The following is a 26,692-nucleotide window of genomic DNA, read 5'->3' as shown; positions in this document are numbered from 1 at the left end:
GCTGCCATTCTGGTGGCGTGGATAACGTTGCGCCACCTCTCGTGATTGCCGCACGGCAGATGCCTGCTATATTGATACGTAGCAGTAAATCGGTTTCGTGGCGTCTGTGCATCGTTTTTTCAGATTGGAATCACGCAATGAAGAACCTCAAAATCGGCGTACGTCTTGGTGGCGGTTTTGCCGCCGTCCTCCTGCTGTTGACGACCTTGACCGTGGTGGGCATCGTGCAGATGCAAAGCGCCAGCAAGGAGACCGATGCGCTCGTCAACGTCAAGGTGCGCAACGAGCGCCTGATCGGTGAATGGACCAAGGTCATCGAGGTGAACGCGGCGCGCACGGCGGCCGCCTGGAAAGTCAGCGATCCTGAACACCAGAAGCAATTTGAAAAGGAAATGGCGGTCTCGTCCGCACGCGCCACGGAAATCCAGAACGATATCGGCAAGAGCCAGCTGAACGCCGAAGAGCAAGCGCTGTACCAGGAAGTGCTGAGCACGCGCAAGGCCTACACGGAAGTGCGCAAGAATGTGTTCAAGGCCAAGAATGCGGGCGATCTTGAACTGGGCAAGCGCCTGTACGAAGGCGACATGGGCGTCAAGCGCGACATCTACCTGGCGTCGCTGAAGAAGCTGGAACTGCTGGAAGCCAAGCTGCTCGATGAATCAGCCGCGCAAATCCGTTCGCGCTATGAAAGCGGCCGTCTGCTGCTGATCTCGCTGGGCGTGGTCGCCATCTTGCTCGGCATCGCGTGCGCGTACTGGATTACACGCTCGATCACGCGCCCCATCACGCGTGCCGTCGAGGTGGCGGAAGCCGTGTCCGCTGGTGACCTGACCAGTCATATCGTCGTGGAAAGCCGCGATGAAACGGGGCAATTGATGCACGCGCTGAAAAACATGAACGACAAGCTGGTGAGCATCGTCGGCCAGGTGCGCGCCGGCACCGAATCGATCAGCACGGCGTCGAGCGAAATTGCCGCCGGCAACCTGGACTTGTCGTCGCGCACGGAAGAGCAGGCCAGTTCGCTGGAAGAAACGGCGTCTTCCATGGAAGAGCTGACCTCCACCGTGAAACTCAACGCCGACAATGCGCGCAGCGCCAACCAGCTGGCCATCGACGCCTCGCAGATCGCCAGCAAGGGCGGGGTGGTGGTATCGGAAGTGGTCAGCACCATGGGCTCGATCAACGATTCCTCGCGCAAGATCGTCGATATCATCAGCGTCATCGACGCCATCGCCTTCCAGACGAATATCCTGGCCTTGAACGCGGCCGTGGAGGCGGCCCGGGCCGGCGAGCAGGGCCGTGGTTTTGCCGTCGTCGCTTCCGAGGTGCGCAACCTGGCGCAACGCTCGAGCGCGGCGGCCAAGGAAATCAAGGGCTTGATCGACGATTCCGTGCAAAAGGTCGAAGCAGGTTCGCAACTGGTGGACAAGGCGGGCCGCACCATGGACGAGATCGTGCAAAGCATCAGTCATGTGACGCAGATCATGAACCAGATCACCGACGCCAGCGATGAACAGCGCACCGGCATCGAACAAGTCAACCAGGCCATCGGCCAGATGGACCAGGTCACGCAGCAAAACGCCGCCCTCGTGGAAGAAGCAGCTGCGGCGGCCGAATCCATGCAGGAACAGGCGGCCAAGCTGGCCGACGTGGTGGGCCTGTTCAAGCTCGATGCAACGCAGCACTATGTGTCGGCCAGTGCTAGTCCGTCCGTGACGGCATCCGCACCAGCTGCCATGCGACCTGCGGCGCGACCTGTCACCAGGCCCACCATCCAGCCCGCAAGGCACCACGCGCCGGCGCCAGCCATGGCGGCACCCGCGCCGGGCAAGGCGGCGCAAGCAGACGCCGTGCGTGCACGCGCGCCGAAGGCACCGGTGGCATCCGGCGTCGACGAGTGGGAAGAGTTTTAAGCGCAAACTCCCCTTGGCATGGCGCTGGCGCTACAATCGCGGCTTGAAGACAGCCGCGAACGCGCTCCGCCATGACCACCCGCCGTACCTCCAGCCATCCGTCCAGTAATACCGTCGGCCATACCGCCAGCCGACCCGCTGCATCCTCCTGTCTGGTGGAACCCGCCAAACGTGCGCGCTGCCCGGCTTGCCTGCGCGCCGTGTCCAGCTGCATCTGCCGCTGGATCGCCCCCGTTTCCCACGCGGTGGAAGTGCTGATCCTGCAGCATCCGCTGGAAGTCCACAATGCCAAGGGCAGCGCCCGCTTGCTGCACCTGAGCCTGCCCAACAGCCGCATGCTGACGGGCGAACAGTTTGCCCCCGATGTTCTCGCCGGGCTGCTGGCCGGCAAGCACAATGTGCTGCTGTACCCGGATACGCCAGGCGACCGCTCGCTGGGCATCGCGCCGCCGCCAGTGCTCGACCCCGCCATCTTGCTCGATCCCAGCCAATTGCGGCTGGTGGTGCTGGACGCCACCTGGCGTAAGAGCCGCAAGATGCTATATATGAATCCCCCGTTGCAACAGCTGCCGCGCCTGCCACTGCGCGATACGCCCGCTTCCCATTACCTGATCCGCAAGGCGCACGCGCCAGATCAGTTATCGAGCCTGGAAGCGACGTGCTATGCCTTGATGCAGTTGGAGCAGGACGCGGCCCGCTTCGTTCCCCTGATCACGGCATTTGACGGTTTTGTCGCGCAGCAGTTGAGTTATGTCATGCCGCAGGGTGAAAAAGCTTGAAATAGCACCATGGCAGCCCTTGATATTGGCCGGACAGCGGCATAGTATACTGTACGTATATACAGTTGATGGGGCCGTTCATGAAAGCAATCATTCCAGAGCACGATGACAGTTTCGCCGGGCAAGCCATGCTGCCGCCGCAATCGCTGAAAGCTCACAAGGGCCGTGGGGCCGTCTCGAACCTGCAAGGGCGCTACGAGGTGCATGCGCGCGCCGGTTTCGACGATGGCTGGAGCGTGGGCGGCCTGGATGAGGCGGCCGGGGAAGAGGGGGCGCCGGGCTGGAAGACGCAGGTCAGCGATGAGCAGGCGCGCACCATCCTCACGCGCAACGCTTCGCCCGATTTGCCGTTCAATGTCTCGCTGAACCCGTACCGCGGTTGCGAACACGGCTGCATTTATTGCTTTGCCCGTCCCACGCACAGCTATCTGGGCCTGTCGCCGGGCCTGGACTTCGAAAGCCGCATCTACGCCAAGGTGAACGCTCCTGAACTCTTGCGGCGCGAACTGGCCAGGCCGTCGTATGTGCCTGAACCGATCGCCCTCGGCGTCAATACCGATGCGTATCAGCCGTGCGAACGCGAACGGCAGCTGACGCGGCGCGTGCTGGAAGTGCTGCAGGAGTGCGACCATCCCGTGGCGCTGATCACGAAATCGTCGCTGATCGAGCGCGATATCGACATTCTGGCACCCATGGCGGCCAGGCATCTGGCGGCCGTGGCCGTGACTGTCACCACGCTCGACCCGGCCATCGCGCGCACCCTGGAACCGCGCGCGGCTGCTCCGGCGCGGCGGCTGCGCACCATCCGCACGCTGACGGAGGCCGGTATTCCCGTGGGCGTGAGCATCGCGCCCATCATCCCGTTCGTGACGGAGCCGGAAATCGAACAGCTGCTCGAAGCCGTGCGCGACGCGGGCGCCATCCACGCCCATTACGTGGTGCTGCGTCTGCCGTGGGAAGTGAGCCCGCTGTTTCAGCAATGGCTGGAAGCACACTTCCCGGAACGGGCCCAGCGCGTGATGAACCGGGTGCGCGAAATGCGGGGCGGCAAGGATTACGACAGCGCGTTCGGCGCGCGCATGCGGGGCGAAGGCGTGTGGGCCGACCTCATCCGCCAGCGCTTTGAAAAGGCCGTGCACCGGCTGGGGCTGCATGGCAAGGGCGGCCGCTTCAAGCAGCTCGATTGCACGCAGTTCCGGCGCCCGCTGGTGGTGCCGCCGTTGGGCGCGAAAGTGAAAAATGGCAATGCGGGACAGCTGGATTTGTTTTAAGAAGTTAAGCCAAGTTAAGCCGTCGTTACCGCTGCTGGAGCGGAGGCGCTGCGGCGCTATCGTGTAGGGCTAACGTGTAGCATTATCCTGCAGCGTTATCCTGTGCAGGTGCGTGCATCTGCGCCAGATGTTGCTCGATGGCAAAGACATGCGGATCGCTCTTGCCCAGCTCGCGCAAGGCGCTGGCCAAGTGCAGCAGGTATTCGCTGTTCGGACCGCTGGGGCCGATTGATCGGGCGATCTGGCGCGCGATGTCCAGTTCCGGGGCGGCGCCCAGGAAGGCGGCGTTTTCCTCGTTGGCGATGTACACGAGGCCTTCGACCTTGCTGCCGTCCTCGAAGGTGATGTCGGTGGCCAGGCGCAGGTAGCCGTTCTTTTCGCGGTGGTCGAGGTGGGCGAAGACTTCGGGCGTGATCAGATAGGCCATGCCGTCGCACACGGCGCCCGCCTGCGGCACGATGGTGGCGACCCTGCCCGGCGCCATCGGCGTGCCGCGGTGGTCGTGCGAACCTTGCCAGAAGCGCCGCGTCCAGCCGGCGATGCTGGCGGGGCGGCGTTCGATGTAGGGGAAGTCGGCCTTGTAGATCAGCGACCCATAGCCGAACAGCCAGACCTGTGCATGGCCGTCGAATTTGTTCATGCGCTGGTTGATGGCGATGGTGGCGGCGTCGATGGCGGACAGGTCGTTCTGGGCAGGCTGGGTCATGGCGTAGGCGGCAAGGGGCGATGCGCCATTATAAAGCGGCGCCAGCCGGGCCGCCTGCGGGCAGGGCGTCGCGTGCCGCGCCGCTGCCCGCTCCCACGTTCCATTCGTGCGTCTCGACAAAGCGGAACAGGAAGGCCATGAAGCTTTCGGCCGCCGGCGACAGCGAACGGCCCGTCTTCGTGTAGACGAAAAAGCGCCGCGTCAGTTCCGGCTCGTGCAGGGCGCGCATGTGCAATTGATATAGTTTCACCATCGGTTCCGCGTACGGCAGGCAGACCGTGATGCCCAGGTTGGCGCTGACCATGGCCAATGCCGTCGTCATGAAGGTCACTTCGTTATAGGGATTGAGCGACAGCTCGCGAAACGCGCCGTGCATGTCGCGCAGCAGGCGTTCCGTGAACTGGCCCTGCAGCGAGATGAACGGGTAGTCGCCCACGTCGGCCCAGGTGACCCTTTCCTTTTGCTGCAGCGGGTGCTGCTCGGGGAAGACCAGCACGAAGGGCATTTCGAACAGCGCCTGCGCGGCGATTTCCGCCGTCGGGTCGCGCTCGGGGCCGATGCCGAAATCGACTTCGCCGCTGAACACGCGCGCCGAGACATTCTCCACGGGGCAGTCGACAAGGCGCAGCTGCACGTCCGGGTGCGCCTGGCGGTAGGCGGCGATCACTTCCGGCAGCAGGGTGCACGCCATCATCTGCGGCGCGGCGATGCGCACCATGCCCGTTTTCAGGGCCTTGCGCTGGGCGATGCCGGCCATGGCGCCGTCGAGGTCCTCGATCATCTTTTCAAACAGCGGATACAGTTCGCGGCCGATTTCCGACAGCTGCGTCTTGCGCGTGCTGCGCTCGACCACGCGTACGCCCAGCACGCTTTCCAGTTCCTTGATCAAGCCGCTCAAGGCCGATTGCGTGACGTGCAGGTATTCGGCGGCCAGGGTAAAGCTGCCGGTCTTGGCCAGCGCCACGAAGGCGCGCATTTGGCGCAGGCTGGGACTCATAAGATAATCCGATAAATCAATGGTTAAAAATTGTTTGTATGATAGCTGTAACTCGATTCTAATGGTGAAAAGCTGAAAAACAGGCCAGCCAACGCGCCCACGGCGCCATCCATTGGAGACAAGCACATGAAGATCAAGCAAATCCACCACGTCGCCTACCGCTGCATCGACGCGAAGAAAACCGTCGAGTGGTACGTCAAGCATTTGAACATGAATTTCGTCCTCGCCATCGCCGAAGACCTGGTGCCATCGACCAAGGCGCCGGACCCGTACATGCATGTCTTCCTCGATGCGGGCCATGGCAATGTGCTGGCCTTTTTTGAACTGCCGACGCAGCCGCCGATGGACCGCGACCGCAATACCCCGGCCTGGGTGCAGCATCTGGCGCTGGAAGTGGGCAGCATGGAGGAACTGCTGGCCGCCAAGGAGCGCCTGGTCGCCGGCGGCATCGAGGTGCTCGGTCCCGTCAACCACGCCATCTTCCAGTCGATCTATTTCTTCGACCCGAACGGCCACCGCCTGGAGCTGGCGGCTAACGTGGGCACGCCGGAGATGATGGCCAAACTGGACGCCGTCAAATGGGAAATGCTGGAAGAATGGTCGCAGACGCGCCGCGCGCCCAAGCACGCCGCCTGGATGCACGCGCCGGCAGACGCCTGAGCGCACCGGACCGACACTCTCTGACAAATACACCGAACAAGGAACACCATGAAATTCGCAACCCTGAAAAACGGCAGCCGCGACGGCGCCCTGATCCTCGTCAGCCGCGACCTGCGCCAGTACCAGCGCGTGGCCGCCATTGCGCCCACCTTGCAGGCCGCGCTCGACAACTGGGACGCGGTCGCGCCAAAGCTGGAGCAGGCCTACGCCGACCTGAACGCGGGCCAGGCGCCGGACGCGCAGCCGTTTGATGCGGCGCTGTGCCACTCGCCGCTGCCGCGCGCCTACCAGTGGGCCGACGGTTCCGCCTACATCAACCACGTGGAACTGGTGCGCAAGGCGCGCAACGCGGAAGTGCCGGCCTCGTTCTACACGGACCCGCTGATGTACCAGGGCGGCTCGGACAGTTTTATCGGCCCGCGCGACCCGATCTTCGCCCTGTCCGAAGAGTGGGGCATCGACCTGGAAGCGGAAGTGGCGGTGATTACGGGCGACGTCGCCATGGGCGCCAGCGTGGACGACGCGGCAAAAGCGATCCGCCTCGTCATGCTGGTCAACGACGTCTCCTTGCGCAACCTGATCCCGGGCGAACTGGCCAAGGGCTTCGGCTTCTTCCAGTCGAAGGCGGCCAGCGCGTTTTCCCCGGTCGCCGTCACGCCGGACGAACTGGGTGCCGACTGGGCGGACAGCAAGCTGCATTTGCCGCTGCTGGTGGACCTCAACGACAAACCGTTCGGCAAGCCAAATGCGGGCGAAGACATGACCTTCAATTTTGCCCAGTTGGTAGCCCATGCGGCGAAGACGCGCGAACTGGGTGCCGGCAGCATCGTCGGTTCCGGCACCGTGTCGAACAAGCAGGGCAACCTGTTTGGCTCGAGCATCGAGAACGGCGGCGTCGGTTACTGCTGCCTGGCCGAAGTGCGCATGTATGAAACCATCGAGCACGGCGCGCCGAAAACGGCCTACCTGAAGTTCGGCGACACGGTGCGCATCGAGATGCGCGACGCGGCGGGCGCGAGCATCTTCGGCAGCATCGAGCAGACCGTGGCCCTGTACGCCGGCCGCGCCTGAGGGGAGAGCGCCCCATGAAGCTGTACACCTATTTCCGCAGTTCGGCTGCCTACCGCGTGCGCATCGCCTTGAATCTCAAAGGCATCGCCTACGACAGCATTCCCGTGCACTTGCTGCAGGACGGCGGCCAGCAGTTGCTGCCAGCCTACCGCGCCGTCAACCCGTCGGCCCTGGTGCCGGCGCTCGACGACGATGGCGCCATCCTGACGCAGTCGCTGGCGATGCTCGAGTATCTCGACGAGACGCGCCCAGCCGTGCCGCTGCTGCCGGCGGACGCGCTGGGACGCGCCAGGGTGCGCGCGCTGGCGCTGGCCATCGCCTGTGATGCCCATCCGCTGACGAATCTGCGCGTGCTGAAATACCTGAAAAACACTCTGGGGCTGTCGGACGAGGCCAAACAGGAGTGGTACCGGCACTGGATGGCCGAGGGACTGGCGGCCGTGGAGGCGCTGCTGGCGCAGGGCGATCCGGCCGGCACGGGCCTGTTCTGCCATGGCGACAGTCCGACGATGGCTGATTGCTGCCTGGTGCCGCAGGTATTCAATGCGCAGCGCTTCGCCATCGACTTGGCGCCATACCCGCGCGTGGCGCGCATCCACGCGCATTGCGCCGGCTTGCCCGCGTTTGCGGCCGCCCATCCGTCGCAGCAGCCTGACGCCGAATAGGGCATCAGGTCAATAAGGGGAGCGGGTTCAGCTCCACTCAACCCTGTCCCGTCCGCCATGTTTGGCGCGGTACAGGGCCTGGTCGGCGCGGATCAGCAGATCGGTCAAGTGGTCCGCTTCCCGCCTGGCTGGTGCGGTCGGTTGCGGCGTATTGGATGTCACGCCGATGCTGATGGTCAGGCTGACCAGTTGGCCATCATCGCATTCCACGCGCAAGCTGGCCGCCGCCAGGCGCAGGCGCTCGGCCGCTTCCAGCGCCACCGGCAGCGGCGTCTCCGGCATCAGCAGCACGAATTCCTCGCCCCCGAAGCGCGCCGCCGTATCCATGCCCCGCGTGACGCTGCGCAGCACTTGCGCGACGGCAGCGATGGCGCGGTCGCCCGCGTCGTGGCCATGGCCATCATTGATGCGTTTGAAGTGGTCGATATCGATCATCAGCAGCGACAGCGTGTGGCCGAAGCGCTGGGCGCGCTCAAGCTCCTCTGTCAGCCGCAGGGTCATCATGCGGCGGTTCCCCAGGCCGGTCAGCGGGTCGGTCGTGGCTTGCTGCTCCAGCCGGGAGTTGGCCACCAGCAATTCCAGGGTGCGCTGCAAGACCCGTTCCTCGAGCATGTCGCGCTCCGCATGCAGGGCCGCCACGCTGGCGCGGCGGCTGCGCTGGGCCAATAGCAGGGCCGTGATCAGCGCCGCTTGCAGCGCGATCAGCGACAGTCCGGCGATGATCTGCCAGTGATATTGCGCCCATACGCCCTGGGGCCGGTTCAGGATGCGCGCCTCGCCGGGCAGGTTGCGCAAGCCGAAGCGCTGTACCGCGGCATCGTCGAAGATATACGCCTGCATGCCATCCGGGTCGGGTGTTCTGCCCAGCAGGATGCGCGCAATGGTGCGTCCCACTTTCTCTCCGCTGATGACATAGCCGCCCACCACGCCGGGCAGTATCAGCGACTCCACGCTGGTGAAAATGGGCACGGCGCTGCGCGCGGCCAGGTCGCGCGCCATGACGGGCGGCGTGGTGCGCTGCCCCAGTTCGTCGCGGTAGACGGGCAGCAAATAGATGGCGCTGCCCTCGCCCAGCGTGCCGGTGCGGCGCCACAACTCTTCCTGGCTCAGGTGATCCCAGAATTCGACCTTGAGTCTGTCCTGGTAGGGCGTAATGGCGGCGCGGATGGCGGCGATCCACGCCTGGCCGCGTGCGCTGCCGTCGCCGACGACGGCGATATGGCGCAGCCGTGGCGTCACTTGCAGCATGACGGCGATGGCCTTGCCAAAATCGTGGCGCACATCGAGATTGATGCCGTCGGCAGGTACCCAGTCCTGCCGTCCCTGATTCACATAGTAGCGGGGCACGCCGGGAAACAGCGCTGGATGCTGGCTCAGGAACTGGGCCGCCAGGTAGTTTTCCGTGATGATGGCGTCGAACCGCACCATCCTGTACTTGGTTTGCAGATAGGTTTCCAGCCCGGCTATGGCAGGTTGCTCGCCCACGCGCACGGAATCGAGCCGCTCCTCATAGATGCCGGGCGCGAGGCGCCAGTTCTCGTTGGCCAGTTCCGCGCTCATGCCCTTGTGGATCAGCGTTTGCCACTGCGAGGAGGCGTCGCTGCCCAGGGAATACAGTACCAGCACTTGCCTTGGCGCAAAACGCGGTGCGCTGATCTCCGCCAGGTCTTGCGCATGGACGGCGGCGTTGCAGCATAGCCATAGCAGAAAGCTCAGGCAGGGCAAGCGTATCGCGGCGCGCAATCGTGTGAGGTAGGGACAGGGCATGGACAGGGCAGTGTGTTGAGAACTTGCCCAGGCGCAATGAGCGTTAGTGGATGGAAGAATCCGGTAAGCACTATTTCTTGATGTGGCTCAAGTTCCAAGGAAACCAGTCTAGCATTGCCGGCCTCGATTGGCGCAGATGGAGTGCAATTTTTGATACGGTTGTTGCTATATTGGTATTGCTGTGAGATGTGGGGGGTGCGCATTCAACAATGCAGGCGTACCGGTGCGCTACAATTTGCGTTTGCCCAAATATTTCACGCGCCATGACTGCAACAACCGTTCCTGCCAGCATCACCGATGCCCTGTCCCTGGCGCACGCTTCCTGGCGTCCCATCCTGCTACGCGGCTTGGACGCCGTGATGGCGGCCGATCCCGCCTACCTGCCGGCGCTGGCTGCCGACGATTACCTGCCCACGCAGGGCCGGCTGTTCGCCGCCTTTGCCCTGCCGCTGGCGCAGGTGCGCTACGTGCTGGTGGGCGAGGGGCCGTATCCGCGCGCCGACAGTGCCACGGGCGTGTGCTTCATGGATGGCGCCGTCGGCAGTCTGTGGTCGGCCACGGGGCTGTCGAAGCCCGTCAACCGCGCCACGTCCCTGCGCAACTTCATGAAGATGCTGCTGGTGGCCGATGGCCAGCTGCAGGGCGGCGACACGTCCGGCGTAGCCATGGCGCCCGTGGCGGCTGCCGCGCAATTGCCGGGCAGCGGCGTGATCCAGACCTTGCCCGACCTGCAGCGCAAGATGACGGAGCAGGGCTTTTTGCTGCTCAACGCGGCGCTGGTGTTCCGTGCTCATGTGCCGCCTGTGCAGGATGCGCGCGGCTGGTTGCCTTTCCTGCAGGTGGTGCTCGAAGCGCTGGCGCGGCAGGGCGGGGCGGCCTTGCCGCAACTGGTGTTGTGGGGCAAGATTGCCGAGCTCATCAAACGCCTGCCGGTGGCGGCATCGTTGCCGCAGGTGACGGCGGAACATCCGTATAATCTGTCCTTTATCGGCAATCGTGACATGCAGGCCTTGTTTGGCCCGATGCAACTATTGCGTGCTTGAGATTGAATTGACGCCATCTGGCGGAAGTGCGGGGAATATGCAAATCAGTAACGTGGAAGAATTGAAGGCGTGGATCGCGGCAGGCGGCGTGCCCGACTATCTGTATTTCTGGGGCCACACGCCGGCGCAGCCGCAGGTGCCCGACAAAAGCTGCTTCAGCCAGTGGTTCCCGTCGCCCTTCAGTCTGGCCGGCGTCACGTATGCGACGGCCGAGCACTACATGATGGCGCAAAAGGCAGCCCTGTTTGGCGACACGGCCGTGCAGGCGCGCATCGTGGCGGCCGCGCGGCCGTCGGAAGTGAAGAAGCTGGGGCGCGAAGTGGCGAACTTTGACGCCAAGGTGTGGGAAGCGGCACGTGCCGGCATCGTCTTCGATGGTAACTTTGCCAAGTTCTCGCAAAAGGCCGCGCTGCGCAAGTTTCTGCTGGGCACGGGCGAGCGCGTGATCGTCGAAGCCAGTCCCGTCGACCGCATCTGGGGCGTGGGCCTGGCGTCGGACAATCCGCGCATCGATGATCCCGCCAGCTGGGACGGCTTGAACTTGCTCGGTTTCGAGTTGATGAAAGTGCGCAGCGCTTTACGTGCTTGAGCGGTACTGTTGTTTTCCTGATGCCGCCGCGCCCGGCGCGGCCGGCCATGCCCCTGCCAGCCCTGTGGTCATCGAGGGGCGCTCTGACAAACCCCGCCGAATTTGTTATACTTGACTAAATCATTCAACTACTCAGGGTTTGAGAAGTTGAAAAGCCGCAATATTTTAAACTAGTTGAACCGAGGATGTATGCGTCTGACTACAAAAGGCCGTTTTGCCGTGACTGCGATGATCGATCTTGCCCTGCGCCAGGGTAAAGGTCCGGTCACCTTGTCCGGTATCAGCCAGCGCCAGTCGATTTCCCTGTCCTACCTGGAACAGCTGTTCGGCAAGCTGCGCCGCCATGAGATCGTCGAATCGATCCGCGGTCCCGGCGGCGGCTACAGCCTGGCGCGCCGTGCGGACAAGGTGACGGTGGCCGACATCATCATCGCCGTCGACGAACCGCTGGACGCCACGCAGTGCGGCGGCAAGGAACATTGCCACGGCGCCGACGCGGCCACGGGTGCGCGCTGCATGACACATGAATTGTGGTCCACACTCAATGAAAAAATGGTCGATTATCTGGATTCTGTGTCCTTGCAGGACCTGGTCGACCAGCAGAGACAAAAGATTGCCGAACAAAGCGTGATGGTGATGCATCGTAACCACGCCGCCATCGGTTGAATATTACAAAATACTAAGTTGCTGATTGCAGGAGTTATTGATGAACGCCCCAGAAAAAAACGTAGGCCAAGTGCACTTTGAAACCGCACCGCATTTCCCGATCTACATGGATTACTCGGCCACTACGCCGATCGATCCACGCGTCGCCGACAAGATGATTCCCTACCTGCGCGAGCAGTTCGGCAATCCGGCATCGCGCAGCCACATGTATGGCTGGACGGCGGAAAAAGCCGTGGAAGAGGCACGCGGCCACGTGGCGGCCCTGGTGAACGCCGATCCGCGCGAAATCATCTGGACATCCGGTGCGACGGAAAGCAACAACCTGGCCATCAAGGGCGCGGCACAGTTCTACAAGACCAAGGGCAAGCACATTATCACCGTCAAGACCGAGCACAAATCGGTACTCGACACGGTGCGCGAACTGGAACGCATCGGCTTTGAAGCGACCTACCTGGAACCGCAGGACAACGGCCTGATCACCGTCGAGCAGCTGGCCGCGGCCGTGCGCCCGGACACCATCCTTGTGTCGGTCATGCTGGTAAACAACGAAATCGGCGTGATCCAGCCGATCGACGAGATCGGCGTGTTCTGCCGCTCGAAAGGCATCATCTTCCATTGCGACGCCGCGCAAGCGACGGGCAAGGTCGTCATCGACCTGCAAAAGACCAAGGTTGACCTGATGACCTTCACGGCGCACAAGACCTACGGCCCGAAAGGCGTGGGCGCCCTGTACGTGTGCCGCAAGCCGCGCGTGCGCCTGGAAGCGCAGATGCACGGTGGCGGCCATGAGCGCGGCCTGCGCTCGGGTACTCTGCCGACGCACCAGATCGTCGGCATGGGCGAAGCGTTCCGCATCGCCAAGGAAGAAATGGACAGCGAAATCGGCCGCATCAAGGCCTTGCGCGACCGCCTGGCCAAGGGCTTGCAGGAGATCGAAGAAGTCTACATCAACGGCGACATGGATCACCGCGTGCCGCACAACCTGAACGTGAGCTTCAACTACGTCGAAGGCGAGTCGCTGATCATGGCGATCAAGGATATCGCCGTGTCGTCCGGTTCGGCCTGCACCTCGGCCAGCCTGGAACCATCGTACGTGCTGCGCGCCCTGGGCCGCAGCGACGAACTGGCGCACAGCTCGATCCGCTTCACCATCGGCCGCTTCTCGACCGAGGAAGACATCGACTTCGCCGTGAACCTGTTGAAATCGAAAGTACACAAGCTGCGCGAACTGTCGCCGCTGTGGGACATGTTCAAGGACGGAATCGATATCAATTCGATTCAATGGGCAGCCCACTAACCAACACCGTGGCCCCTGTTGACGGGGCCGGCAAGAATATTAAAGGAGCATCAAAATGGCTTACTCGGACAAAGTACTCGATCACTACGAAAACCCGCGCAACGTGGGCGCTTTCGACAAGGGTGATGAAACCATCGGCACCGGCATGGTAGGCGCGCCTGCTTGCGGCGACGTGATGAAACTGCAGATCAAGGTCGGCGCCGATGGCCTGATCGAAGATGCGAAATTCAAGACCTACGGCTGCGGTTCGGCCATCGCGTCGAGCTCGCTGGTAACGGAATGGGTCAAGGGCAAGACCCTGGACCAGGCACTGGCCATCAAGAACACGCAGATCGCCGAAGAACTGGCCCTGCCGCCAGTGAAGATCCACTGCTCCATCCTGGCGGAAGACGCCATCAAGGCGGCCGTACTGGATTATCAAACCCGTCACCCGGCAGCAGCTTAAACGTTGGTAGCCCGCCCCAGCCGCAAGGCCGGGGCAGTTACGGAGAAATACATGATCACACTGACCGAAAAAGCGGCGAAACACATCAACCGTTATATCGAACGGCGCGGCAAGGGCATGGGTTTGCGCTTTGGCGTGCGGACCACGGGCTGCTCGGGCCTGGCTTACAAGCTCGAATATGTCGATGAAGCGGCGGCCGAAGACAGCGTCTTCGAATCGCACGGCGTGAAAGTCTTCGTCGACCCGAAAAGCTTGCCTTACATCGACGGCACGGAACTCGATTTCGCGCGCGAAGGCTTGAACGAAGGTTTCAAGTTCCACAATCCGAACGAAAAAGACGCCTGCGGCTGCGGCGAGTCCTTCAGGATTTAAACAGCTGGCAAGACCCCGGTCGGTGCGCTGTACCCATCGATTGCGGTACAGCGACCACTGACCATTATGCAAAACCACTTCGAATTATTCCAGTTGCCGGCGCAGTTCACGCTCGACATGAGCGCGCTCGACGCGGCCTACCGCGACGTGCAGGGCAAGGTCCACCCCGACCGCTTCATCAACGCCAGCAGCGCTGAAAAGCGCGTGGCGATGCAATGGGCCACGCGCGCCAATGAAGCCTACCAAACCCTGAAAAGCCCGCAAAAACGCGCGCAATACTTGTGCGAACTCAATGGCGTCGATTTGCAGACGGAATCGAACACGGCCATGCCCGTCAGTTTCCTGATGCAGCAGATGGAGTGGCGCGAAGAACTGGGCGATGCGCGCGCCGGCAAGGATGCCGACGCGCTCGACGCCCTGGACCGCCAGCTGCGCGGCGAACGCAAGGCTTTGCTGGCCCAGGTGGCGGCCCAGCTCGACGCGGCCGACTATGTGAATGCCGCGCAAAGCGTGCGCGCCCTGATGTTCCTCGATAAATTCGGCGAGGAAGTCCGTTTTGCCTATGAGGCGATTGAAGTCTGATCTCCGGATAGCTTGACCGGCGTGCCAAGCGCCAGTCTGGCGCGCGTCTTATAATGCGCGACAGGCATCAACCGCATCACGCAAAAAATTAATCGAGGCACGAATACAATGGCACTTCTGCAAATTTCCGAACCAGGCATGTCGACCGCGCCGCACCAGCACCGCCTGGCCGTCGGCATCGATCTGGGCACCACCAATTCCCTGGTCGCCACCGTCCGCAACAGCATTCCCGAGGTGCTCAACGACGAGGAAGGGCACTCCCTGCTGCCGTCCGTCGTGCGCTACCTGCCGAATGGCCACGCGAACATCGGCTACAAGGCCCTGTCCGCGCAAACGACCGACCCGAAGAACACCATCGTGTCCGTGAAACGCTTTATGGGCCGCGGCCTGGCCGACATCGCCTACGCGGAAAACCTGCCCTACGATTTCCAGGACACGCCTGGCATGGTGCAGCTGAAAACCGTGGCCGGTGTGAAAAGCCCCGTCGAAGTGTCGGCGCAAATCCTCGCCACCTTGCGCCAGCGTGCGGAAGATTCGCTGGGCGACGACCTGGTCGGCGCCGTGATCACCGTGCCCGCCTATTTTGACGACGCGCAGCGCCAGGCAACGAAAGATGCGGCGCAGCTGGCCGGCATCAACGTGCTGCGCCTGTTGAGCGAGCCGACGGCCGCCGCCATCGCGTACGGCCTCGATAATGCGTCCGAAGGCGTGTACGCCGTGTATGACCTCGGCGGCGGCACCTTCGACATCTCGATCCTGAAACTGAGCAAGGGCGTGTTTGAAGTGCTGTCCACGGGCGGCGATTCGGCCCTGGGCGGCGACGATTTCGACCGCCGCCTATTCTGCTGGATCAGCGAGCAGGCCAAGCTGGCACCGCTGTCGGACGAAGACACGGCCATCCTGATGGTAAAAGCGCGCGAGATCAAGGAATTGCTGTCGACCAAGCCGGAAACGACGATCGACGCCAAGCTGAACTCGGGCGAAGAAATCCACCTGCGCGTTACGGCTGCCGACTTTGCCGCCATGACGCAGCACCTGGTGGCCAAGACCATGAACGCCATCAAGAAAGCCTTGCGCGATGCGAACGTGGACGCGGACGACGTCGACGGCGTGGTGATGGTGGGCGGCGCTACGCGCATGCCGCACGTGCAGCGCGCCGTCAGTGAATTCTTCCACACGACGCCGCACGCGAACATCGATCCCGATAAAGTGGTGGCGCTGGGCGCCGCCATTCAGGCCAACTTGTTGGCTGGCAACCGCGCCGCCGGCGACGACTGGCTGCTGCTGGACGTGATCCCGCTCTCCCTGGGCATCGAAACCATGGGCGGCCTGGTGGAAAAAATCATCCCGCGCAATTCGACGATCCCGTGCGCCCGTGCGCAGGAATTCACGACATTCAAGGACGGCCAGACGGCCCTGGCCGTGCACGTGCTGCAGGGTGAGCGCGAACTGGTTAGCGACTGCCGCTCGCTGGCGCGTTTTGAATTGCGCGGCATTCCGCCGATGGTGGCGGGCGCCGCGCGCATCCGCATCACCTACCAGGTCGATGCGGACGGCTTGCTGTCCGTCTCGGCGCGCGAGCTGCGCTCGGGCGTGGAAGCATCGATCAGCGTCAAGCCGGCCTACGGCCTGGGCGACGACGACATCGCCCGCATGCTGCAGGACTCGTACACGTCGGCCGACGTCGACATGGTGGCGCGCGCGCTGCGCGAAGAGCAGGTGGAAGCGGAACGCATCCTGCTGGCCACGCAGTCGGCGCTCGATGAAGACGGCGGCTTGCTCGATGACGCCGAGCGCGTTACCGTCGACGGCTTGATGAACAAGGTGCGCGACGCCATCGTGCAATCGCAAAGCGGCGCCATCGACCATCAGGCCTTGAAGCTGGCGATCGAGCTGCTCGCCGACGGCACCGAGGATTTCGCCTCGCGCCGCATGGACCGCAGCGTGCGCACTGCCTTGACGGGTAAATCCCTGGACCAGGTCGTACAAGACTAATTGAACAGCGCGCCGCCGAAGCTGCGGCCGCGCTCCGAATGACAGACTGAAAGAAGAAACCATGCCACAAATCGTTATCCTGCCGCACGCCAAGCTTTGCCCGGACGGCGCCGTCATCGAAGCACCTGCCGGCAAGTCCATCTGCGACATCCTGCTGGAAAACGACATCGACATCGAGCACGCCTGCGAAAAATCGTGCGCCTGCACCACTTGCCACGTGCTGGTCCGCGAAGGCATCGAATCGCTGAACGAAGCGACGGAACTGGAAGAGGACATGCTGGACAAGGCCTGGGGCCTGGAAGCCGTGTCGCGCCTGTCGTGCCAGTCCATCGTGGCCGAGGCCGATCTCGTCGTTGAAATCCCGAAATACACGATCAACCAGGTCAGCGAAGGCAGCCACTAACATGAAATGGTCCGACATCACCGCGATCGCCGAAGCGCTGTTCGACACGCATCCGGACATCGATCCCCTGACCGTGCGTTTCACCGACCTGCATAACTGGGTGGTGGAACTGGACGGCTTCGACGATGACCACACGCGCGGCGGCGAAAAAGTGCTCGAAGCGATACAGATGGCGTGGATCGATGAAGCGCGCTAAGGGCGCGGCAGCCGCCGCCACCGCAGTCGCTGCGCCGAAAGACATCATCACGGCCGCCAGCAATATGCCCGAGATCAAGGATGGCCAGTCGGTCGCCTTGCTGCAGGAATTGCACATCCTGACGCGCGACGGCAAGATGAACCAGGACAGCCGCCGCAAGCTCAAGCAGGTGTACCACCTGACGCAGTTCATCGAGCCGCTGCTGCGCGAAGTGCAGCTCGACCATCCCGGCGTCTCGCTGGTGGACCACGGCGCTGGCAAGTCCTACCTGGGCTTCATCCTGTACGACCTGTTCTTCAAGAACGGCAACGACGGTTCGCACATCTACGGCATCGAGACGCGCGAAGAGCTGGTGCAGCGCTCGCAGGAGCTGGCCAAGAAATTCAAGTTCCCCGGCATGTCGTTCCTGCCGCTGTCCGTGGCCGAATCGACGGAGTCGAACTTGCTGCCGCAGCAGATCGACATCGTCACGGCATTGCACGCGTGCAACACGGCCACCGATGATGCGATTCACTTTGCCTTGAAAAAGAAGGCGAAATTCATGGTGCTGGTGCCATGCTGCCAGGCGGAAGTGGCTTCCGTGCTGAAGAAGAACAAGGGCAAGAGCCTGGGCAAGAGCGTCTTGACGGAACTGTGGCGCCATCCGCTGCACACGCGCGAGTTCGGCAGCCAGATCACCAACGTGCTGCGCTGTCTGCAGCTGGAAGCGCACGGTTACCAGGTCAGCGTGACGGAACTGGTGGGCTGGGAGCATTCGATGAAGAATGAACTGATCATCGCCAGCTACAAGAATCTGCCGCGCCAGCGCCCGACGGAACGCCTGCAGGAAGTGCTGCAGACTCTGGGCCTGGAAGAGATGGGCCACCGTTTCTTTGCCGAGGAATTGGCCAAGGCGACGGCCTGATTGTTGGATTACGCGTTCCGCTAATCCAACCTGCCATATCCGCCATCGCCGCGCCGGTCGGGTAGGTCGGATTAGCGCAGCGTAATCCGACAATCACCGGACAATCAGCAACAACGGCAACAAGAGGGGAGGAGCCGGTCGGTTACAATACCGGCTTTCTCCTCCCTTGCTTTTTGCGCCTCCCCATGACCACACCAATCGAAATGCCCACCGTCCGCCTGGCCAAGCGTCTGTCTGAAGACGTGCCCTGTTCGCGCCGCGAGGCCGAGCTGTATATCGAGGGCGGCTGGGTAACGGTCGATGGCGTGCTGGTGGAAGAATCGGGCGCGCGCGTGGCCGACAATCAAACGGTGGTGCTGCTGCCGAACGCGACCCTGGATGAAATGCCGCCCGTGACGATCCTGCTGCACAAGCCGGCCGGCATCAATGGCGGCGTGGGCAGCGAAGGCAAGCCGGCCCTGAGCTGTTTGCGTCCCGAAGAGATTTTCACGCCGGACAATGTGGCGCCCAGCTCCGTCACGCGCTTCCTCAAGCGCCACCTGATCGGTCTGACCATCACCAATCCGCTCGACACCATGGCGTCCGGCCTGCTGGTGTTCACGCAGGATTTCCGCGTCGCCCGCAAGCTGGTCGACGAAGCGAAAACGGTGGAGCAGGAATTCATCGTGGAAGTGTCGGGCGCCATCGCCGAGAATGGCCTGGCGCTGCTCAATCACGGCTTGCCCTTCAATGGCAAGCCTTTGCCGCCGATCAAGGTCAGCTGGCAGAATGAAACGCGCTTGCGTTTCGCCCTGAAAAACGTGCAGCCGGGCCAGATCGCCCATATGTGCAAGATGGTGGGGCTGGAAGTCGTCGGCATGAAGCGCTTGCGCATCGGCCGCATCCCGATGGGCGCCATGCCTGTGGGGCAATGGCGCTATCTGCAAGGCTACGAACGTTTCTAAAGCTGCGGCGCCACGATGGAATGGCTTTCCGCAAAGCTTTTCCATAGCCGTTCGGCGATATTCAAGGCGATGGTATCGGCCTTCTCCTGCAGGGCCGGGTTGCCCATGCTTTCCGTCGTGGCAAAGAACAGGGTCAGCCAGCGGCGGAACATGCAGGGCGTCAAATTTTCCATTTGTGCGTGCTGGGCCAGCGGCTTGCCGTGGTAGCGCATGGTGCCGCGCAGCAAGCCTGACCAGAAATCGACCAATGTTGCTAGGTGGGCATCCCAATCCTTGACCTCGGCGGCAAAGATGGGGCCCAGCATGGCGTCGTCGCGCGCGGCCGCATAAAAGGTGTGGACGAGGTGTTTGACTTCGTCTTCGCTGCAGACTTCCTCGCGGTAGGGAGCGAAGCGTGTGTGGGGGAGGGGGGCGGTATTATTCATGGCATGCCATGATCGCAGAGCCCCCGTGGCGCTTCAATGACCCAGGTCAAGCCGCATAAAAACTCAGGCGGCGACTTTTTTCGACTTCTTCGCGGGAGCCGGCAATTGCAAGATCTGCGTGCCCGCCAGCTTGTCGTGCAGGAATTGACCATTGCCCGTGAACAGGGCCGTGCTGGACCAGGCCAGGATGCCCACGCCGATGGCGCCCAGGGCCGTCCAGTGCTGCAGGTCGAAGGCATACGCCGCCACGAGCGCGGGCAGCAGCCACATCCATGACAGGACGTAGCGGTAGGCGGCCACGCGCAGCGGCACGTGGGCGTGGCCCGGCAGCACGACTTTCAGGCGCCACGTCTTCATGGCCAGGGTTTGTCCTTCGCGGCTCCACTGATGGATGAAATATGCGCCCATGACGAGGAAGGCCAGGCATTGGCGCATGTGTTCCGTCAATGGCGTATGCGCGCCTTGCACGGCCAGTTCAAACAGCAGGAACGGTAAAAAGAGCACGGCCAGGGCCAGCAGCGACTCGTACACCATGGAAATCAGGCGGCGCTTGATTGTGGGATGGGAGGTGATGCTGGCGGCAGGCGTGCTATTTGACATTGGTTGGCAGTGGGGCGGGCGTAGCAGGTGGCGTGACGGGCACGGCGGCGGGTGGCGTGGTGGCGGCAGGATCGCCTGCCGGCAGGGCCGTCGCTGCGGGAGCGGGCGGCTGGACAGGTGCGGCGGCAGGCGCTGCCGGCGTAGCAGGCGCCTTAAGTACGGGCGGCTTGGTCGTCGTCGAGTTGATCGCAGGCACCTTGCCTAGCGGTTTTTTCGGCACGAGTTCCGTCGCCAGCTTTTTCTTTTGATCTTCCGGCAATTGCTGGTATTGCTCCCATTGCGCGGTTTTTTGGCCCGGATCAATCTTCTTCGTGCGGGTATAGTTCTCGCGCACGAGGCGGCGCTGTTCCGGCGTCAGCTTGACCCATTCGCGCATGCGGTCATGTACGCGGATTTGCTCGTCGGCCGTCATCGAGGCAAAACGGCTGGCGATATCGAGCCATTTCTGCTTGCGCAGCGGTTCCAGCTTGTTCCACTCGCCCGCCAGCGGCTGCAGGGCTTCCTGTTGCGCGCGCGACAGCTTGTTCCATAATGGATTCTCGCCAGCCTTCGGCGTGCCGCCCTTGCCGCCCGTGCGGGGTGAGCCGGGCTTGACGGCCGGTGCGGGCGCCACGACGGGCGCGGCTGCTGCAGGAGGGGCGGCGGGCGCGGCATGTTGCTGCGCGCCTACCCAGGCGGCGCCCGCCAAGGCGCAAGCACCCAGGCCGATGCCGCCAGCCAGCCAGCCTTTGCGTACGCTCGTGCGTGCCATTTATTGCTCGCGTTTCGTCAGGTAGGCGTTGAAGCCATGGTCCATGTAGGCGGAGAGCGGCAATTCGTCCGACAGGACGGCGGCGTCGATTTCTGCCAGTTCGGCAATATGTTGTTCCTGCTCAAACTGATAGATGCCCACCAGGCCGCCAACGAGCAGCAGCAGGGGGATGACAACGCTCATGCGGCCCAGCCACGACAGCGGTTCGACGAACAGGCTGCTGGCGATGCCGGCGAAGACGTCCTTGCGCACGGCGACTGCGGCGGGCGCGTCCGCCTTCTTGCGCGACAGGGCCAGCTTGCGTGCCGCCGCCAGGCGATCGGTGGCCGATGCGGGCAGGTCGTCGAGTTTTTCGTTCAGTGCATGGCGCACTTTGTAAGCGAAATTGAGATCGTCGGTGTTCATAATTTAATTCCCTTGGCTTTCAGCGATTCGGCGAGCGTGTGGGTAGCTCTAGAGCAATGTGTTTTCACGCTACCTTCGGAGCAACCCATCGCTTCCGCTGTTTCAGCCACATCCATGTCCTGCCAGTAACGCATGAGGAAGGCTTCGCGTTGACGTGAGGGCAGTTTTTGTACCTCTGCATCAATCAAATCAAGCATTTGCGCGCGTTCGACCTGGTCGGCTGACGATTCGGCGGCACTCGAGCCCTGTTCCGATTCATAAGTATCAAGTATATCAAAATCTTCATGCTCGTCGCCCGAGGGCTTCATGCCGGAAAACAGGCTGACCCAGGTGTTGCGAACTTTTTCTCGGCGGAAATAATCAAGGATGGTGTTCTGCAAGATGCGCTGGAACAGCATCGGCAGCTCGGCGGCTGGCTTGTCGCCGTATTTCTCGGCCAGCTTGATCATGGCGTCCTGCACGATGTCGAGTGCCGATTCTTCCTTGCGGACCGCGTAGGCGGCCTGCTTGAAAGCGCGCCGCTCGACATTTTCTAGAAAGTCGGATAATTCTTTGTCTGTTGCCATGCGGTATTGGGGATCTTAGCGGCTGCGGGGTGCGGTGGGCGAAATGGGGGCGGGTATGCTTTTTGCAACCCCGTGCATGCTAGCAAAAAATGTGCGTTTCCGCAGGGTTTTTGCACGGCGTGCGGGCGAATTGGCCTTTCGGCTGACATTTTCCTTGACCATAATGGTGCAACGCGATAACGTATGGGACGCTTTGAACACCCCAAAGCCCTATGGTCAGGTCGCGACCGGCACACAAGGCCATCCGCGGCAAGACGCGCTTTCATTTGTAGGCAGTTTGTTCTAACCCGCGCCACAAGCGCGAGCGGTTCGTACAGGCGCCACAGAAACTCCGGCCAAACGAGTTGCGTTAAGCGTTGTTTTGTAAGGTATCTATGGGTGCCCAAAGAAATGTCGTGACCGCATGAAAAGGGAAGCAGGAGCACTGTCGCGCACGGCGAACTTCGTCAGGAAAGAACATCCGATCAATCTCCAATGGACCTTGAAAGGAATGTTTCATGAATACCGAAGCAGCAGCAGGACCCATTACCGGCGCAGAAATTGTCGTGCGCTGTCTGGCTGAAGAGGGCGTCGAGCACGTCTTTGGATACCCGGGCGGAGCCGTACTCTACATCTACGACGCCATCTTCCAGCAAAACAAATTCCAGCATATCCTGGTACGCCACGAGCAGGCCGCGATCCACGCCGCCGATGCCTATTCGCGCAGCTCGAACAAAGTCGGTGTCGCCATCGTCACGTCCGGTCCGGGCGTCACGAATGCCGTCACGGGCCTGTCCACCGCGTACATGGACTCGATTCCCATGGTCGTGATCTCCGGCCAGGTGCCGAGCCACGCCATCGGACAGGATGCGTTCCAGGAATGCGACACGGTCGGCATCACGCGCCCCGTCGTCAAGCACAACTTCCTCGTCAAGGACGTCAAGGACCTGGCAGCGACGATCAAGAAAGCCTTCTTCATCGCCCGTACCGGCCGTCCGGGACCCGTGCTGGTCGATATCCCCAAGGATATCAGCATGCACAAATGCCATTTCGACTATCCGAAGGAAGTCGAGATGCGTTCCTATCGTCCCGTCGACAAGGGCCACTCGGGCCAGATCCGCAAGGCCGTGCAGCTGTTGCTGCAAGCCGAACGTCCGATGATCTACACGGGCGGCGGCGTGATTCTCGCGCATGCGGCTCCTGAGCTGAACAAGCTGGTCGACCGCCTGGGTTTCCCGTGCACCAACACCTTGATGGGCTTGGGCGGCTACCGCGCCTCGAGCGAGCAGTATGTCGGCATGCCCGGCATGCACGGCACCTATGAAGCGAACATGGCGATGCAGAACTGCGACGTCCTGATCGCCATCGGCGCCCGTTTCGATGACCGCGTGATCGGCAACCCGAAACATTTCGCCTCGCATCCGCGCAAGATCATCCACGTGGACATCGATCCATCGTCGATTTCCAAGCGCGTCAAGGTCGATATCCCCATCGTCGGCAACGTCAAGGACGTGCTGATCGAGTTCCTCGCGCAACTGGACGCGGCCGAAGCCAAGCCGAACGTCAATGCCTTGAGCAACTGGTGGAAGCAGATCGCCGAATGGCGTGGCCGCGAATGCCTGAAATATCCGACCTCCGACCTGGTGATCAAGCCGCAATCGGTGGTGGAAAAGGTGTTCCAGATCACCAAGGGCGACGCCTTCATCACGTCCGACGTGGGCCAGCACCAGATGTGGGCGGCGCAATACTATGGCTTCGACAAGCCGCGCCGCTGGATCAATTCCGGTGGCCTGGGCACCATGGGTGTCGGCTTGCCGTACGCCATGGGCGTGCAGATGGCCAATCCGGACGCCACCGTTGCCTGCATCACGGGTGAAGGTTCGATCCAGATGTGCATCCAGGAGCTCGCCACGTGCAAGCAGTATCACCTGACGCCGAAGATCATCATGCTCAACAACCGCTTCCTCGGCATGGTGCGCCAGTGGCAGGAAATCGATTACGGTTCGCGCTATTCCGAGTCGTACATGGATTCGCTGCCCGATTTCGAAAAGCTGGCGGAAGCGTACGGCCACGTGGGCATGAAAATTGAAAAACCGGGCGACGTCGACGGCGCCCTGAAAGAGGCGTTTGGCATGAAAGACAGGCTGGTATTCATGAACTTCATTACCGACCAGTCCGAAAACGTGTGGCCAATGGTGAAAGCCGGCAAGGGCCTGTCCGAAATGATGCTCGGTTCGGAGGATCTCTAATCATGCGCCATATTATTTCTGTCTTGCTGGAAAACGAAGCGGGCGCCCTGTCGCGCGTGGTAGGCCTGTTCTCGGCACGCGGCTACAACATCGAAACATTGACGGTGGCGCCGACGGAAGACTCGACCCTGTCGCGCATGACCATCGTCACCAGCGGTTCGGACGACATCATCGAGCAGATCACCAAGCACTTGAACCGCCTCATCGAGGTGGTCAAGGTGGTGGACCTGACCGAAGGCCAGCATATTGAACGCGAGTTGATGCTGATCAAGGTTCGGGCCGTGGGCAAGGAGCGCGAGGAAATGAAGCGCACCGCCGATATCTTCCGTGGCCGCATCATCGATGTCACCGAAAAGACGTACACGATCGAACTGACCGGCAACAAGGTCAAGCTCGACGCGTTCATCGATTCGATCGACCGTGCCGCCATCCTGGAAACCGTCCGTACGGGCGGTTCCGGCATCGGCCGCGGCGAACGCATCCTCAAAGTATAAAAAGACTAGTAGTACTAAGCGGCCCTGGCGCCGCATTTAAAACAACAACGCATCATCAAATATATAGGAAATACCATGAAAGTTTTTTACGACAAAGACGCTGACCTCTCCTTGATCAAAGGCAAAAACGTTGCCATCATCGGCTACGGTTCGCAAGGCCATGCACACGCGCAAAACCTGAACGATTCGGGCGTCAACGTCACCGTCGGCCTGCGCAAGGGCGGCGCTTCGTGGACCAAGGTCGAGCAAGCGGGCCTGAAAGTAGCGGAAGTCAATGACGCCGTGAAAGCGGCCGACGTCATCATGATCTTGCTGCCAGATGAAAACATCGCCCAGGTCTACAACGAAAACATCGCTCCGTTCGCCAAGCAAGGCGCCGTGCTGGCCTTCGCCCACGGCTTCAACGTGCATTACGGCCAAGTCGTGCCACGCGCCGACCTGGACGTGATCATGGTCGCGCCGAAAGCGCCAGGCCACACCGTGCGCGCCACCTACACCCAGGGCGGCGGCGTACCGCATCTGATCGCCGTGTACCAGGACAAATCGGGCATCGCCCGCGATATCGCCCTGTCGTACGCATCGGCCAACGGCGGCGGCCGTGCCGGCATCATCGAAACGAACTTCCGTGAAGAAACCGAAACGGACTTGTTCGGCGAACAAGCCGTGCTGTGCGGCGGCGCCGTGGAACTGATCAAGGCCGGCTTCGAAACCCTGACGGAAGCGGGCTACGCTCCTGAAATGGCGTACTTCGAGTGCTTGCACGAATTGAAACTGATCGTCGACCTGATCTATGAAGGCGGCATCGCCAACATGAACTACTCGATCTCGAACAACGCCGAATACGGCGAATACGTGACCGGTCCTAAGGTCGTGACGTCGGCCACCAAGGATGCGATGCGTCAATGCCTGAAAGACATTCAAACGGGCGAATACGCGAAGAGCTTCATCCTGGAAAACAAGGCAGGCGCACCGACCCTGATCTCGCGCCGCCGTTTGACGTCCGAGCACCAGATCGAAGAAGTGGGTGCGAAACTGCGCGCCATGATGCCTTGGATCGCCAAGAACAAGATGGTTGACCAGTCGAAAAACTAAGTAATCCTCAGGAAATTATTGTGAAATTATGACGAACAGAACCGGATGCTATGCAAGGCGCCCGCTGCGACGCAGTGCGAGCACTGCTAGCAGCGGGCAACGCCGCAGAGCGCCGGTTATGGAAGTCAGAAATCACAATAATTTATTGGGGGTTACTTAGGCAGTTGTAGTGCATCACAAGAAGCCGGCGCAAGCCGGCTTTTTTTATGCGCATCGTTTGGCAGGCAACATCCGTTACAATCAGGCCCATTCAATCTTACCGTCAGCATCATGCTTGTTTTTTCTAAAGTTTTTGTCGGGAATCTTCATGTGGTCAAGCGCCCCGTCTCGCTTGCCATCAGTTGCTGGTTTCTGGTCATCGGTTCTCTGTCATCGCTGGTGTCGGCTTACCTCGGCCGCAACGATCCCGCCATGCAGGCGTGGATGGCGCACAGCGCGATTCCCGCCGAGGCGCAATACGCGATCTTGCTCGCTAGCCTGGGCATTACTCTGGTGGCCGCGCTGGCCATGCTGCAAAGGCAGCGTGGTGCGCGCACTGTGTATCTGGTGTGGGGCGTGATCGACATTGCGCTCAGCCTGGCGACCGTGCCGCTCAAGATGAATGTCCTGCCTGGCGCGCTGACGTTCGCCGTCATCTGCGCCTTCCTGTACAGTCCGAAATCGAATGCCTGGTTTTCGCCACGCAAGGCGGCCAATGATGCCTGCATGACGCCAGCTTGAGCGCGGTTGTTTTGGCGCGCACGTTTTTCGCCCGCCTCCTGTCTTTTTATATTCCTATATAATTCCGCCCTTCCTTTGCAGTTCCCTGTGGGCTGCATCTGTTTCGGTATCTGCCGACCGCAACGCGCATCACCGCTTTTGTAGCA

The 26,692-nt window shown here is 61.8% G+C and carries 30 protein-coding genes; 22 read left to right on the top strand and 8 right to left on the bottom strand.

Annotated elements, in window-relative coordinates; genetic code table 11:
* Window positions 1-137: 137 nt before the first annotated feature.
* The 3 genes from OPV09_RS21345 to OPV09_RS21335 all read left to right on the top strand — a co-directional run bounded on the left by OPV09_RS21345 (window position 138) and on the right by OPV09_RS21335 (window position 3,963).
* Complete coding sequence (locus OPV09_RS21345; protein ID WP_338679317.1) at window positions 138-1,913, top strand: methyl-accepting chemotaxis protein; 1,776 nt, start codon at window positions 138-140, stop codon at window positions 1,911-1,913.
* A gap of 71 nt (window positions 1,914-1,984) precedes the next feature.
* Complete coding sequence (locus OPV09_RS21340; protein WP_338679316.1) at window positions 1,985-2,692, top strand: tRNA-uridine aminocarboxypropyltransferase; 708 nt, start codon at window positions 1,985-1,987, stop codon at window positions 2,690-2,692.
* A gap of 80 nt (window positions 2,693-2,772) precedes the next feature.
* A complete protein-coding gene (locus OPV09_RS21335) occupies window positions 2,773-3,963 on the top strand; it encodes a PA0069 family radical SAM protein (protein WP_419177875.1) in 1,191 nt (396 codons plus the stop codon).
* Window positions 3,964-4,045: 82 nt separating this feature from the next.
* Here OPV09_RS21335 and OPV09_RS21330 read toward each other — a convergent pair whose 3' ends face one another.
* Together OPV09_RS21330 and OPV09_RS21325 are read right to left on the bottom strand one after the other, a co-directional pair.
* Window positions 4,046-4,636, bottom strand: coding sequence for a gamma-glutamylcyclotransferase (locus OPV09_RS21330; RefSeq protein WP_338682336.1), 591 nt, complete (start codon window positions 4,634-4,636; stop codon window positions 4,046-4,048).
* Between the two features lie 61 nt (window positions 4,637-4,697).
* Window positions 4,698-5,666, bottom strand: a complete 969-nt coding sequence (locus tag OPV09_RS21325) for a LysR family transcriptional regulator (RefSeq protein WP_034750103.1) — start codon at window positions 5,664-5,666, stop codon at window positions 4,698-4,700.
* 126 nt (window positions 5,667-5,792) lie between these two features.
* Between OPV09_RS21325 and OPV09_RS21320 the strand changes: the two genes are divergently transcribed.
* The 3 genes from OPV09_RS21320 to maiA are packed head-to-tail and all read left to right on the top strand — an operon-like array spanning window position 5,793 to window position 8,062.
* Window positions 5,793-6,326, top strand: a complete 534-nt coding sequence (locus OPV09_RS21320) for a VOC family protein (protein WP_034750100.1) — start codon at window positions 5,793-5,795, stop codon at window positions 6,324-6,326.
* A 48-nt stretch (window positions 6,327-6,374) separates the two neighbouring features.
* On the top strand, window positions 6,375-7,397 hold the full coding sequence (locus OPV09_RS21315) for a fumarylacetoacetate hydrolase family protein (protein WP_338679315.1): 1,023 nt from the start codon (window positions 6,375-6,377) through the stop codon (window positions 7,395-7,397).
* 14 nt (window positions 7,398-7,411) lie between these two features.
* Entirely contained in the window at window positions 7,412-8,062 is a 651-nt protein-coding gene (gene maiA / locus OPV09_RS21310; RefSeq protein WP_034750094.1) for a maleylacetoacetate isomerase, read from the top strand.
* A gap of 27 nt (window positions 8,063-8,089) precedes the next feature.
* Here maiA and OPV09_RS21305 read toward each other — a convergent pair whose 3' ends face one another.
* The gene (locus OPV09_RS21305) at window positions 8,090-9,829 is read right to left on the bottom strand and encodes a GGDEF domain-containing protein (RefSeq protein WP_257620131.1); all 1,740 of its coding nucleotides are present in this window, start codon (window positions 9,827-9,829) and stop codon (window positions 8,090-8,092) included.
* 263 nt (window positions 9,830-10,092) lie between these two features.
* On the opposite strand from OPV09_RS21305, the gene OPV09_RS21300 reads away from it, so the two are divergent.
* From OPV09_RS21300 to OPV09_RS21245, 12 genes are all read left to right on the top strand, one after another.
* The gene (locus OPV09_RS21300) at window positions 10,093-10,872 is read left to right on the top strand and encodes a uracil-DNA glycosylase (protein WP_070302228.1); all 780 of its coding nucleotides are present in this window, start codon (window positions 10,093-10,095) and stop codon (window positions 10,870-10,872) included.
* Window positions 10,873-10,909: 37 nt separating this feature from the next.
* Entirely contained in the window at window positions 10,910-11,461 is a 552-nt protein-coding gene (locus tag OPV09_RS21295; RefSeq protein WP_034750088.1) for an NADAR family protein, read from the top strand.
* Between the two features lie 189 nt (window positions 11,462-11,650).
* Window positions 11,651-12,127: a Fe-S cluster assembly transcriptional regulator IscR gene (gene iscR, locus OPV09_RS21290; RefSeq protein WP_034750086.1), complete on the top strand. Its 477-nt coding sequence runs from the start codon at window positions 11,651-11,653 to the stop codon at window positions 12,125-12,127.
* A gap of 40 nt (window positions 12,128-12,167) precedes the next feature.
* Window positions 12,168-13,424 carry an IscS subfamily cysteine desulfurase gene (locus tag OPV09_RS21285; RefSeq protein ID WP_034750084.1) on the top strand — a complete coding sequence of 419 codons (1,257 nt, stop codon included), beginning with the start codon at window positions 12,168-12,170 and terminating at the stop codon, window positions 13,422-13,424.
* A gap of 55 nt (window positions 13,425-13,479) precedes the next feature.
* A complete protein-coding gene (iscU, locus tag OPV09_RS21280) occupies window positions 13,480-13,869 on the top strand; it encodes a Fe-S cluster assembly scaffold IscU (RefSeq protein WP_034779562.1) in 390 nt (129 codons plus the stop codon).
* Window positions 13,870-13,920: 51 nt separating this feature from the next.
* On the top strand, window positions 13,921-14,241 hold the full coding sequence (gene iscA / locus OPV09_RS21275) for an iron-sulfur cluster assembly protein IscA (protein WP_034750079.1): 321 nt from the start codon (window positions 13,921-13,923) through the stop codon (window positions 14,239-14,241).
* Between the two features lie 66 nt (window positions 14,242-14,307).
* Window positions 14,308-14,823 carry a Fe-S protein assembly co-chaperone HscB gene (gene hscB, locus OPV09_RS21270; protein ID WP_072452697.1) on the top strand — a complete coding sequence of 172 codons (516 nt, stop codon included), beginning with the start codon at window positions 14,308-14,310 and terminating at the stop codon, window positions 14,821-14,823.
* 108 nt (window positions 14,824-14,931) lie between these two features.
* Window positions 14,932-16,818: a Fe-S protein assembly chaperone HscA gene (gene hscA, locus OPV09_RS21265; RefSeq protein WP_319992893.1), complete on the top strand. Its 1,887-nt coding sequence runs from the start codon at window positions 14,932-14,934 to the stop codon at window positions 16,816-16,818.
* 61 nt (window positions 16,819-16,879) lie between these two features.
* Window positions 16,880-17,221 carry an ISC system 2Fe-2S type ferredoxin gene (fdx, locus tag OPV09_RS21260; protein WP_034750070.1) on the top strand — a complete coding sequence of 114 codons (342 nt, stop codon included), beginning with the start codon at window positions 16,880-16,882 and terminating at the stop codon, window positions 17,219-17,221.
* Between the two features lies 1 nt (window position 17,222).
* A complete protein-coding gene (gene iscX / locus OPV09_RS21255; protein ID WP_034750067.1) occupies window positions 17,223-17,417 on the top strand; it encodes a Fe-S cluster assembly protein IscX in 195 nt (64 codons plus the stop codon).
* Window positions 17,404-18,321 carry a class I SAM-dependent methyltransferase gene (locus OPV09_RS21250; RefSeq protein WP_034750064.1) on the top strand — a complete coding sequence of 306 codons (918 nt, stop codon included), beginning with the start codon at window positions 17,404-17,406 and terminating at the stop codon, window positions 18,319-18,321. Before iscX ends, OPV09_RS21250 begins: the two co-directional genes overlap by 14 nt.
* Window positions 18,322-18,506: 185 nt before the next feature.
* Complete coding sequence (locus tag OPV09_RS21245; protein WP_338679314.1) at window positions 18,507-19,265, top strand: rRNA pseudouridine synthase; 759 nt, start codon at window positions 18,507-18,509, stop codon at window positions 19,263-19,265.
* Here OPV09_RS21245 and OPV09_RS21240 read toward each other — a convergent pair.
* The 5 genes from OPV09_RS21240 to OPV09_RS21220 form a co-directional block, all read right to left on the bottom strand.
* Window positions 19,262-19,690 (bottom strand): group III truncated hemoglobin, encoded by a 429-nt coding sequence (locus tag OPV09_RS21240; protein ID WP_338679313.1) that lies wholly within the window; start codon window positions 19,688-19,690, stop codon window positions 19,262-19,264. The genes OPV09_RS21245 and OPV09_RS21240 overlap by 4 nt on opposite strands.
* A gap of 63 nt (window positions 19,691-19,753) precedes the next feature.
* Window positions 19,754-20,290 carry an RDD family protein gene (locus tag OPV09_RS21235; protein WP_338679312.1) on the bottom strand — a complete coding sequence of 179 codons (537 nt, stop codon included), beginning with the start codon at window positions 20,288-20,290 and terminating at the stop codon, window positions 19,754-19,756.
* The gene (locus OPV09_RS21230) at window positions 20,280-21,041 is read right to left on the bottom strand and encodes a DUF3106 domain-containing protein (RefSeq protein WP_338679311.1); all 762 of its coding nucleotides are present in this window, start codon (window positions 21,039-21,041) and stop codon (window positions 20,280-20,282) included. The genes OPV09_RS21235 and OPV09_RS21230 overlap by 11 nt, the downstream gene beginning before the upstream one ends.
* Window positions 21,042-21,446 (bottom strand): DUF3619 family protein, encoded by a 405-nt coding sequence (locus tag OPV09_RS21225; RefSeq protein WP_046683840.1) that lies wholly within the window; start codon window positions 21,444-21,446, stop codon window positions 21,042-21,044.
* Window positions 21,443-22,012, bottom strand: coding sequence for an RNA polymerase sigma factor (locus OPV09_RS21220; protein WP_034750048.1), 570 nt, complete (start codon window positions 22,010-22,012; stop codon window positions 21,443-21,445). Before OPV09_RS21220 ends, OPV09_RS21225 begins: the two co-directional genes overlap by 4 nt.
* A gap of 497 nt (window positions 22,013-22,509) precedes the next feature.
* Here OPV09_RS21220 and OPV09_RS21215 point away from each other — a divergent pair, with 497 nt between their 5' ends.
* The 4 genes from OPV09_RS21215 (at window position 22,510) to OPV09_RS21200 (ending at window position 26,546) form a co-directional block, all read left to right on the top strand.
* On the top strand, window positions 22,510-24,240 hold the full coding sequence (locus OPV09_RS21215; RefSeq protein ID WP_051991041.1) for an acetolactate synthase 3 catalytic subunit: 1,731 nt from the start codon (window positions 22,510-22,512) through the stop codon (window positions 24,238-24,240).
* A 2-nt stretch (window positions 24,241-24,242) separates the two neighbouring features.
* Window positions 24,243-24,734, top strand: a complete 492-nt coding sequence (gene ilvN / locus OPV09_RS21210; protein ID WP_010399754.1) for an acetolactate synthase small subunit — start codon at window positions 24,243-24,245, stop codon at window positions 24,732-24,734.
* A 75-nt stretch (window positions 24,735-24,809) separates the two neighbouring features.
* The gene (gene ilvC, locus OPV09_RS21205) at window positions 24,810-25,826 is read left to right on the top strand and encodes a ketol-acid reductoisomerase (protein ID WP_034750044.1); all 1,017 of its coding nucleotides are present in this window, start codon (window positions 24,810-24,812) and stop codon (window positions 25,824-25,826) included.
* Window positions 25,827-26,135: 309 nt separating this feature from the next.
* Window positions 26,136-26,546 (top strand): hypothetical protein, encoded by a 411-nt coding sequence (locus tag OPV09_RS21200; protein ID WP_070302213.1) that lies wholly within the window; start codon window positions 26,136-26,138, stop codon window positions 26,544-26,546.
* Window positions 26,547-26,692 lie beyond the last annotated feature (146 nt).

The organism is Janthinobacterium sp. TB1-E2 (assembly GCF_036885605.1).
GTDB classification, from domain to species: domain Bacteria; phylum Pseudomonadota; class Gammaproteobacteria; order Burkholderiales; family Burkholderiaceae_D; genus Janthinobacterium; species Janthinobacterium aestuarii.
This window is presented reverse-complemented; position numbering and strand designations above follow the sequence as displayed.

Excerpts from the sequence above, each read along its gene's own strand:
- OPV09_RS21345 (WP_338679317.1), top strand. The coding sequence starts at position 138 with ATGAAGAACCTCAAAATCGGCGTACGTCTTGGTGGCGGTTTTGCCGCC.
- OPV09_RS21340 (WP_338679316.1), top strand. The coding sequence starts at position 1,985 with ATGACCACCCGCCGTACCTCCAGCCATCCGTCCAGTAATACCGTCGGC.
- OPV09_RS21335 (WP_419177875.1), top strand. The coding sequence starts at position 2,773 with ATGAAAGCAATCATTCCAGAGCACGATGACAGTTTCGCCGGGCAAGCC.
- OPV09_RS21325 (WP_034750103.1), bottom strand. The coding sequence starts at position 5,666 with ATGAGTCCCAGCCTGCGCCAAATGCGCGCCTTCGTGGCGCTGGCCAAG.
- OPV09_RS21320 (WP_034750100.1), top strand. The coding sequence starts at position 5,793 with ATGAAGATCAAGCAAATCCACCACGTCGCCTACCGCTGCATCGACGCG.
- OPV09_RS21315 (WP_338679315.1), top strand. The coding sequence starts at position 6,375 with ATGAAATTCGCAACCCTGAAAAACGGCAGCCGCGACGGCGCCCTGATC.
- maiA (WP_034750094.1), top strand. The coding sequence starts at position 7,412 with ATGAAGCTGTACACCTATTTCCGCAGTTCGGCTGCCTACCGCGTGCGC.
- OPV09_RS21305 (WP_257620131.1), bottom strand. The coding sequence starts at position 9,829 with ATGCCCTGTCCCTACCTCACACGATTGCGCGCCGCGATACGCTTGCCC.
- OPV09_RS21300 (WP_070302228.1), top strand. The coding sequence starts at position 10,093 with ATGACTGCAACAACCGTTCCTGCCAGCATCACCGATGCCCTGTCCCTG.
- OPV09_RS21295 (WP_034750088.1), top strand. The coding sequence starts at position 10,910 with ATGCAAATCAGTAACGTGGAAGAATTGAAGGCGTGGATCGCGGCAGGC.
- iscR (WP_034750086.1), top strand. The coding sequence starts at position 11,651 with ATGCGTCTGACTACAAAAGGCCGTTTTGCCGTGACTGCGATGATCGAT.
- OPV09_RS21285 (WP_034750084.1), top strand. The coding sequence starts at position 12,168 with ATGAACGCCCCAGAAAAAAACGTAGGCCAAGTGCACTTTGAAACCGCA.
- iscU (WP_034779562.1), top strand. The coding sequence starts at position 13,480 with ATGGCTTACTCGGACAAAGTACTCGATCACTACGAAAACCCGCGCAAC.
- iscA (WP_034750079.1), top strand. The coding sequence starts at position 13,921 with ATGATCACACTGACCGAAAAAGCGGCGAAACACATCAACCGTTATATC.
- hscB (WP_072452697.1), top strand. The coding sequence starts at position 14,308 with ATGCAAAACCACTTCGAATTATTCCAGTTGCCGGCGCAGTTCACGCTC.
- hscA (WP_319992893.1), top strand. The coding sequence starts at position 14,932 with ATGGCACTTCTGCAAATTTCCGAACCAGGCATGTCGACCGCGCCGCAC.
- fdx (WP_034750070.1), top strand. The coding sequence starts at position 16,880 with ATGCCACAAATCGTTATCCTGCCGCACGCCAAGCTTTGCCCGGACGGC.
- iscX (WP_034750067.1), top strand. The coding sequence starts at position 17,223 with ATGAAATGGTCCGACATCACCGCGATCGCCGAAGCGCTGTTCGACACG.
- OPV09_RS21250 (WP_034750064.1), top strand. The coding sequence starts at position 17,404 with ATGAAGCGCGCTAAGGGCGCGGCAGCCGCCGCCACCGCAGTCGCTGCG.
- OPV09_RS21245 (WP_338679314.1), top strand. The coding sequence starts at position 18,507 with ATGACCACACCAATCGAAATGCCCACCGTCCGCCTGGCCAAGCGTCTG.
- OPV09_RS21240 (WP_338679313.1), bottom strand. The coding sequence starts at position 19,690 with ATGAATAATACCGCCCCCCTCCCCCACACACGCTTCGCTCCCTACCGC.
- OPV09_RS21235 (WP_338679312.1), bottom strand. The coding sequence starts at position 20,290 with ATGTCAAATAGCACGCCTGCCGCCAGCATCACCTCCCATCCCACAATC.
- OPV09_RS21230 (WP_338679311.1), bottom strand. The coding sequence starts at position 21,041 with ATGGCACGCACGAGCGTACGCAAAGGCTGGCTGGCTGGCGGCATCGGC.
- OPV09_RS21225 (WP_046683840.1), bottom strand. The coding sequence starts at position 21,446 with ATGAACACCGACGATCTCAATTTCGCTTACAAAGTGCGCCATGCACTG.
- OPV09_RS21220 (WP_034750048.1), bottom strand. The coding sequence starts at position 22,012 with ATGGCAACAGACAAAGAATTATCCGACTTTCTAGAAAATGTCGAGCGG.
- OPV09_RS21215 (WP_051991041.1), top strand. The coding sequence starts at position 22,510 with ATGAATACCGAAGCAGCAGCAGGACCCATTACCGGCGCAGAAATTGTC.
- ilvN (WP_010399754.1), top strand. The coding sequence starts at position 24,243 with ATGCGCCATATTATTTCTGTCTTGCTGGAAAACGAAGCGGGCGCCCTG.
- ilvC (WP_034750044.1), top strand. The coding sequence starts at position 24,810 with ATGAAAGTTTTTTACGACAAAGACGCTGACCTCTCCTTGATCAAAGGC.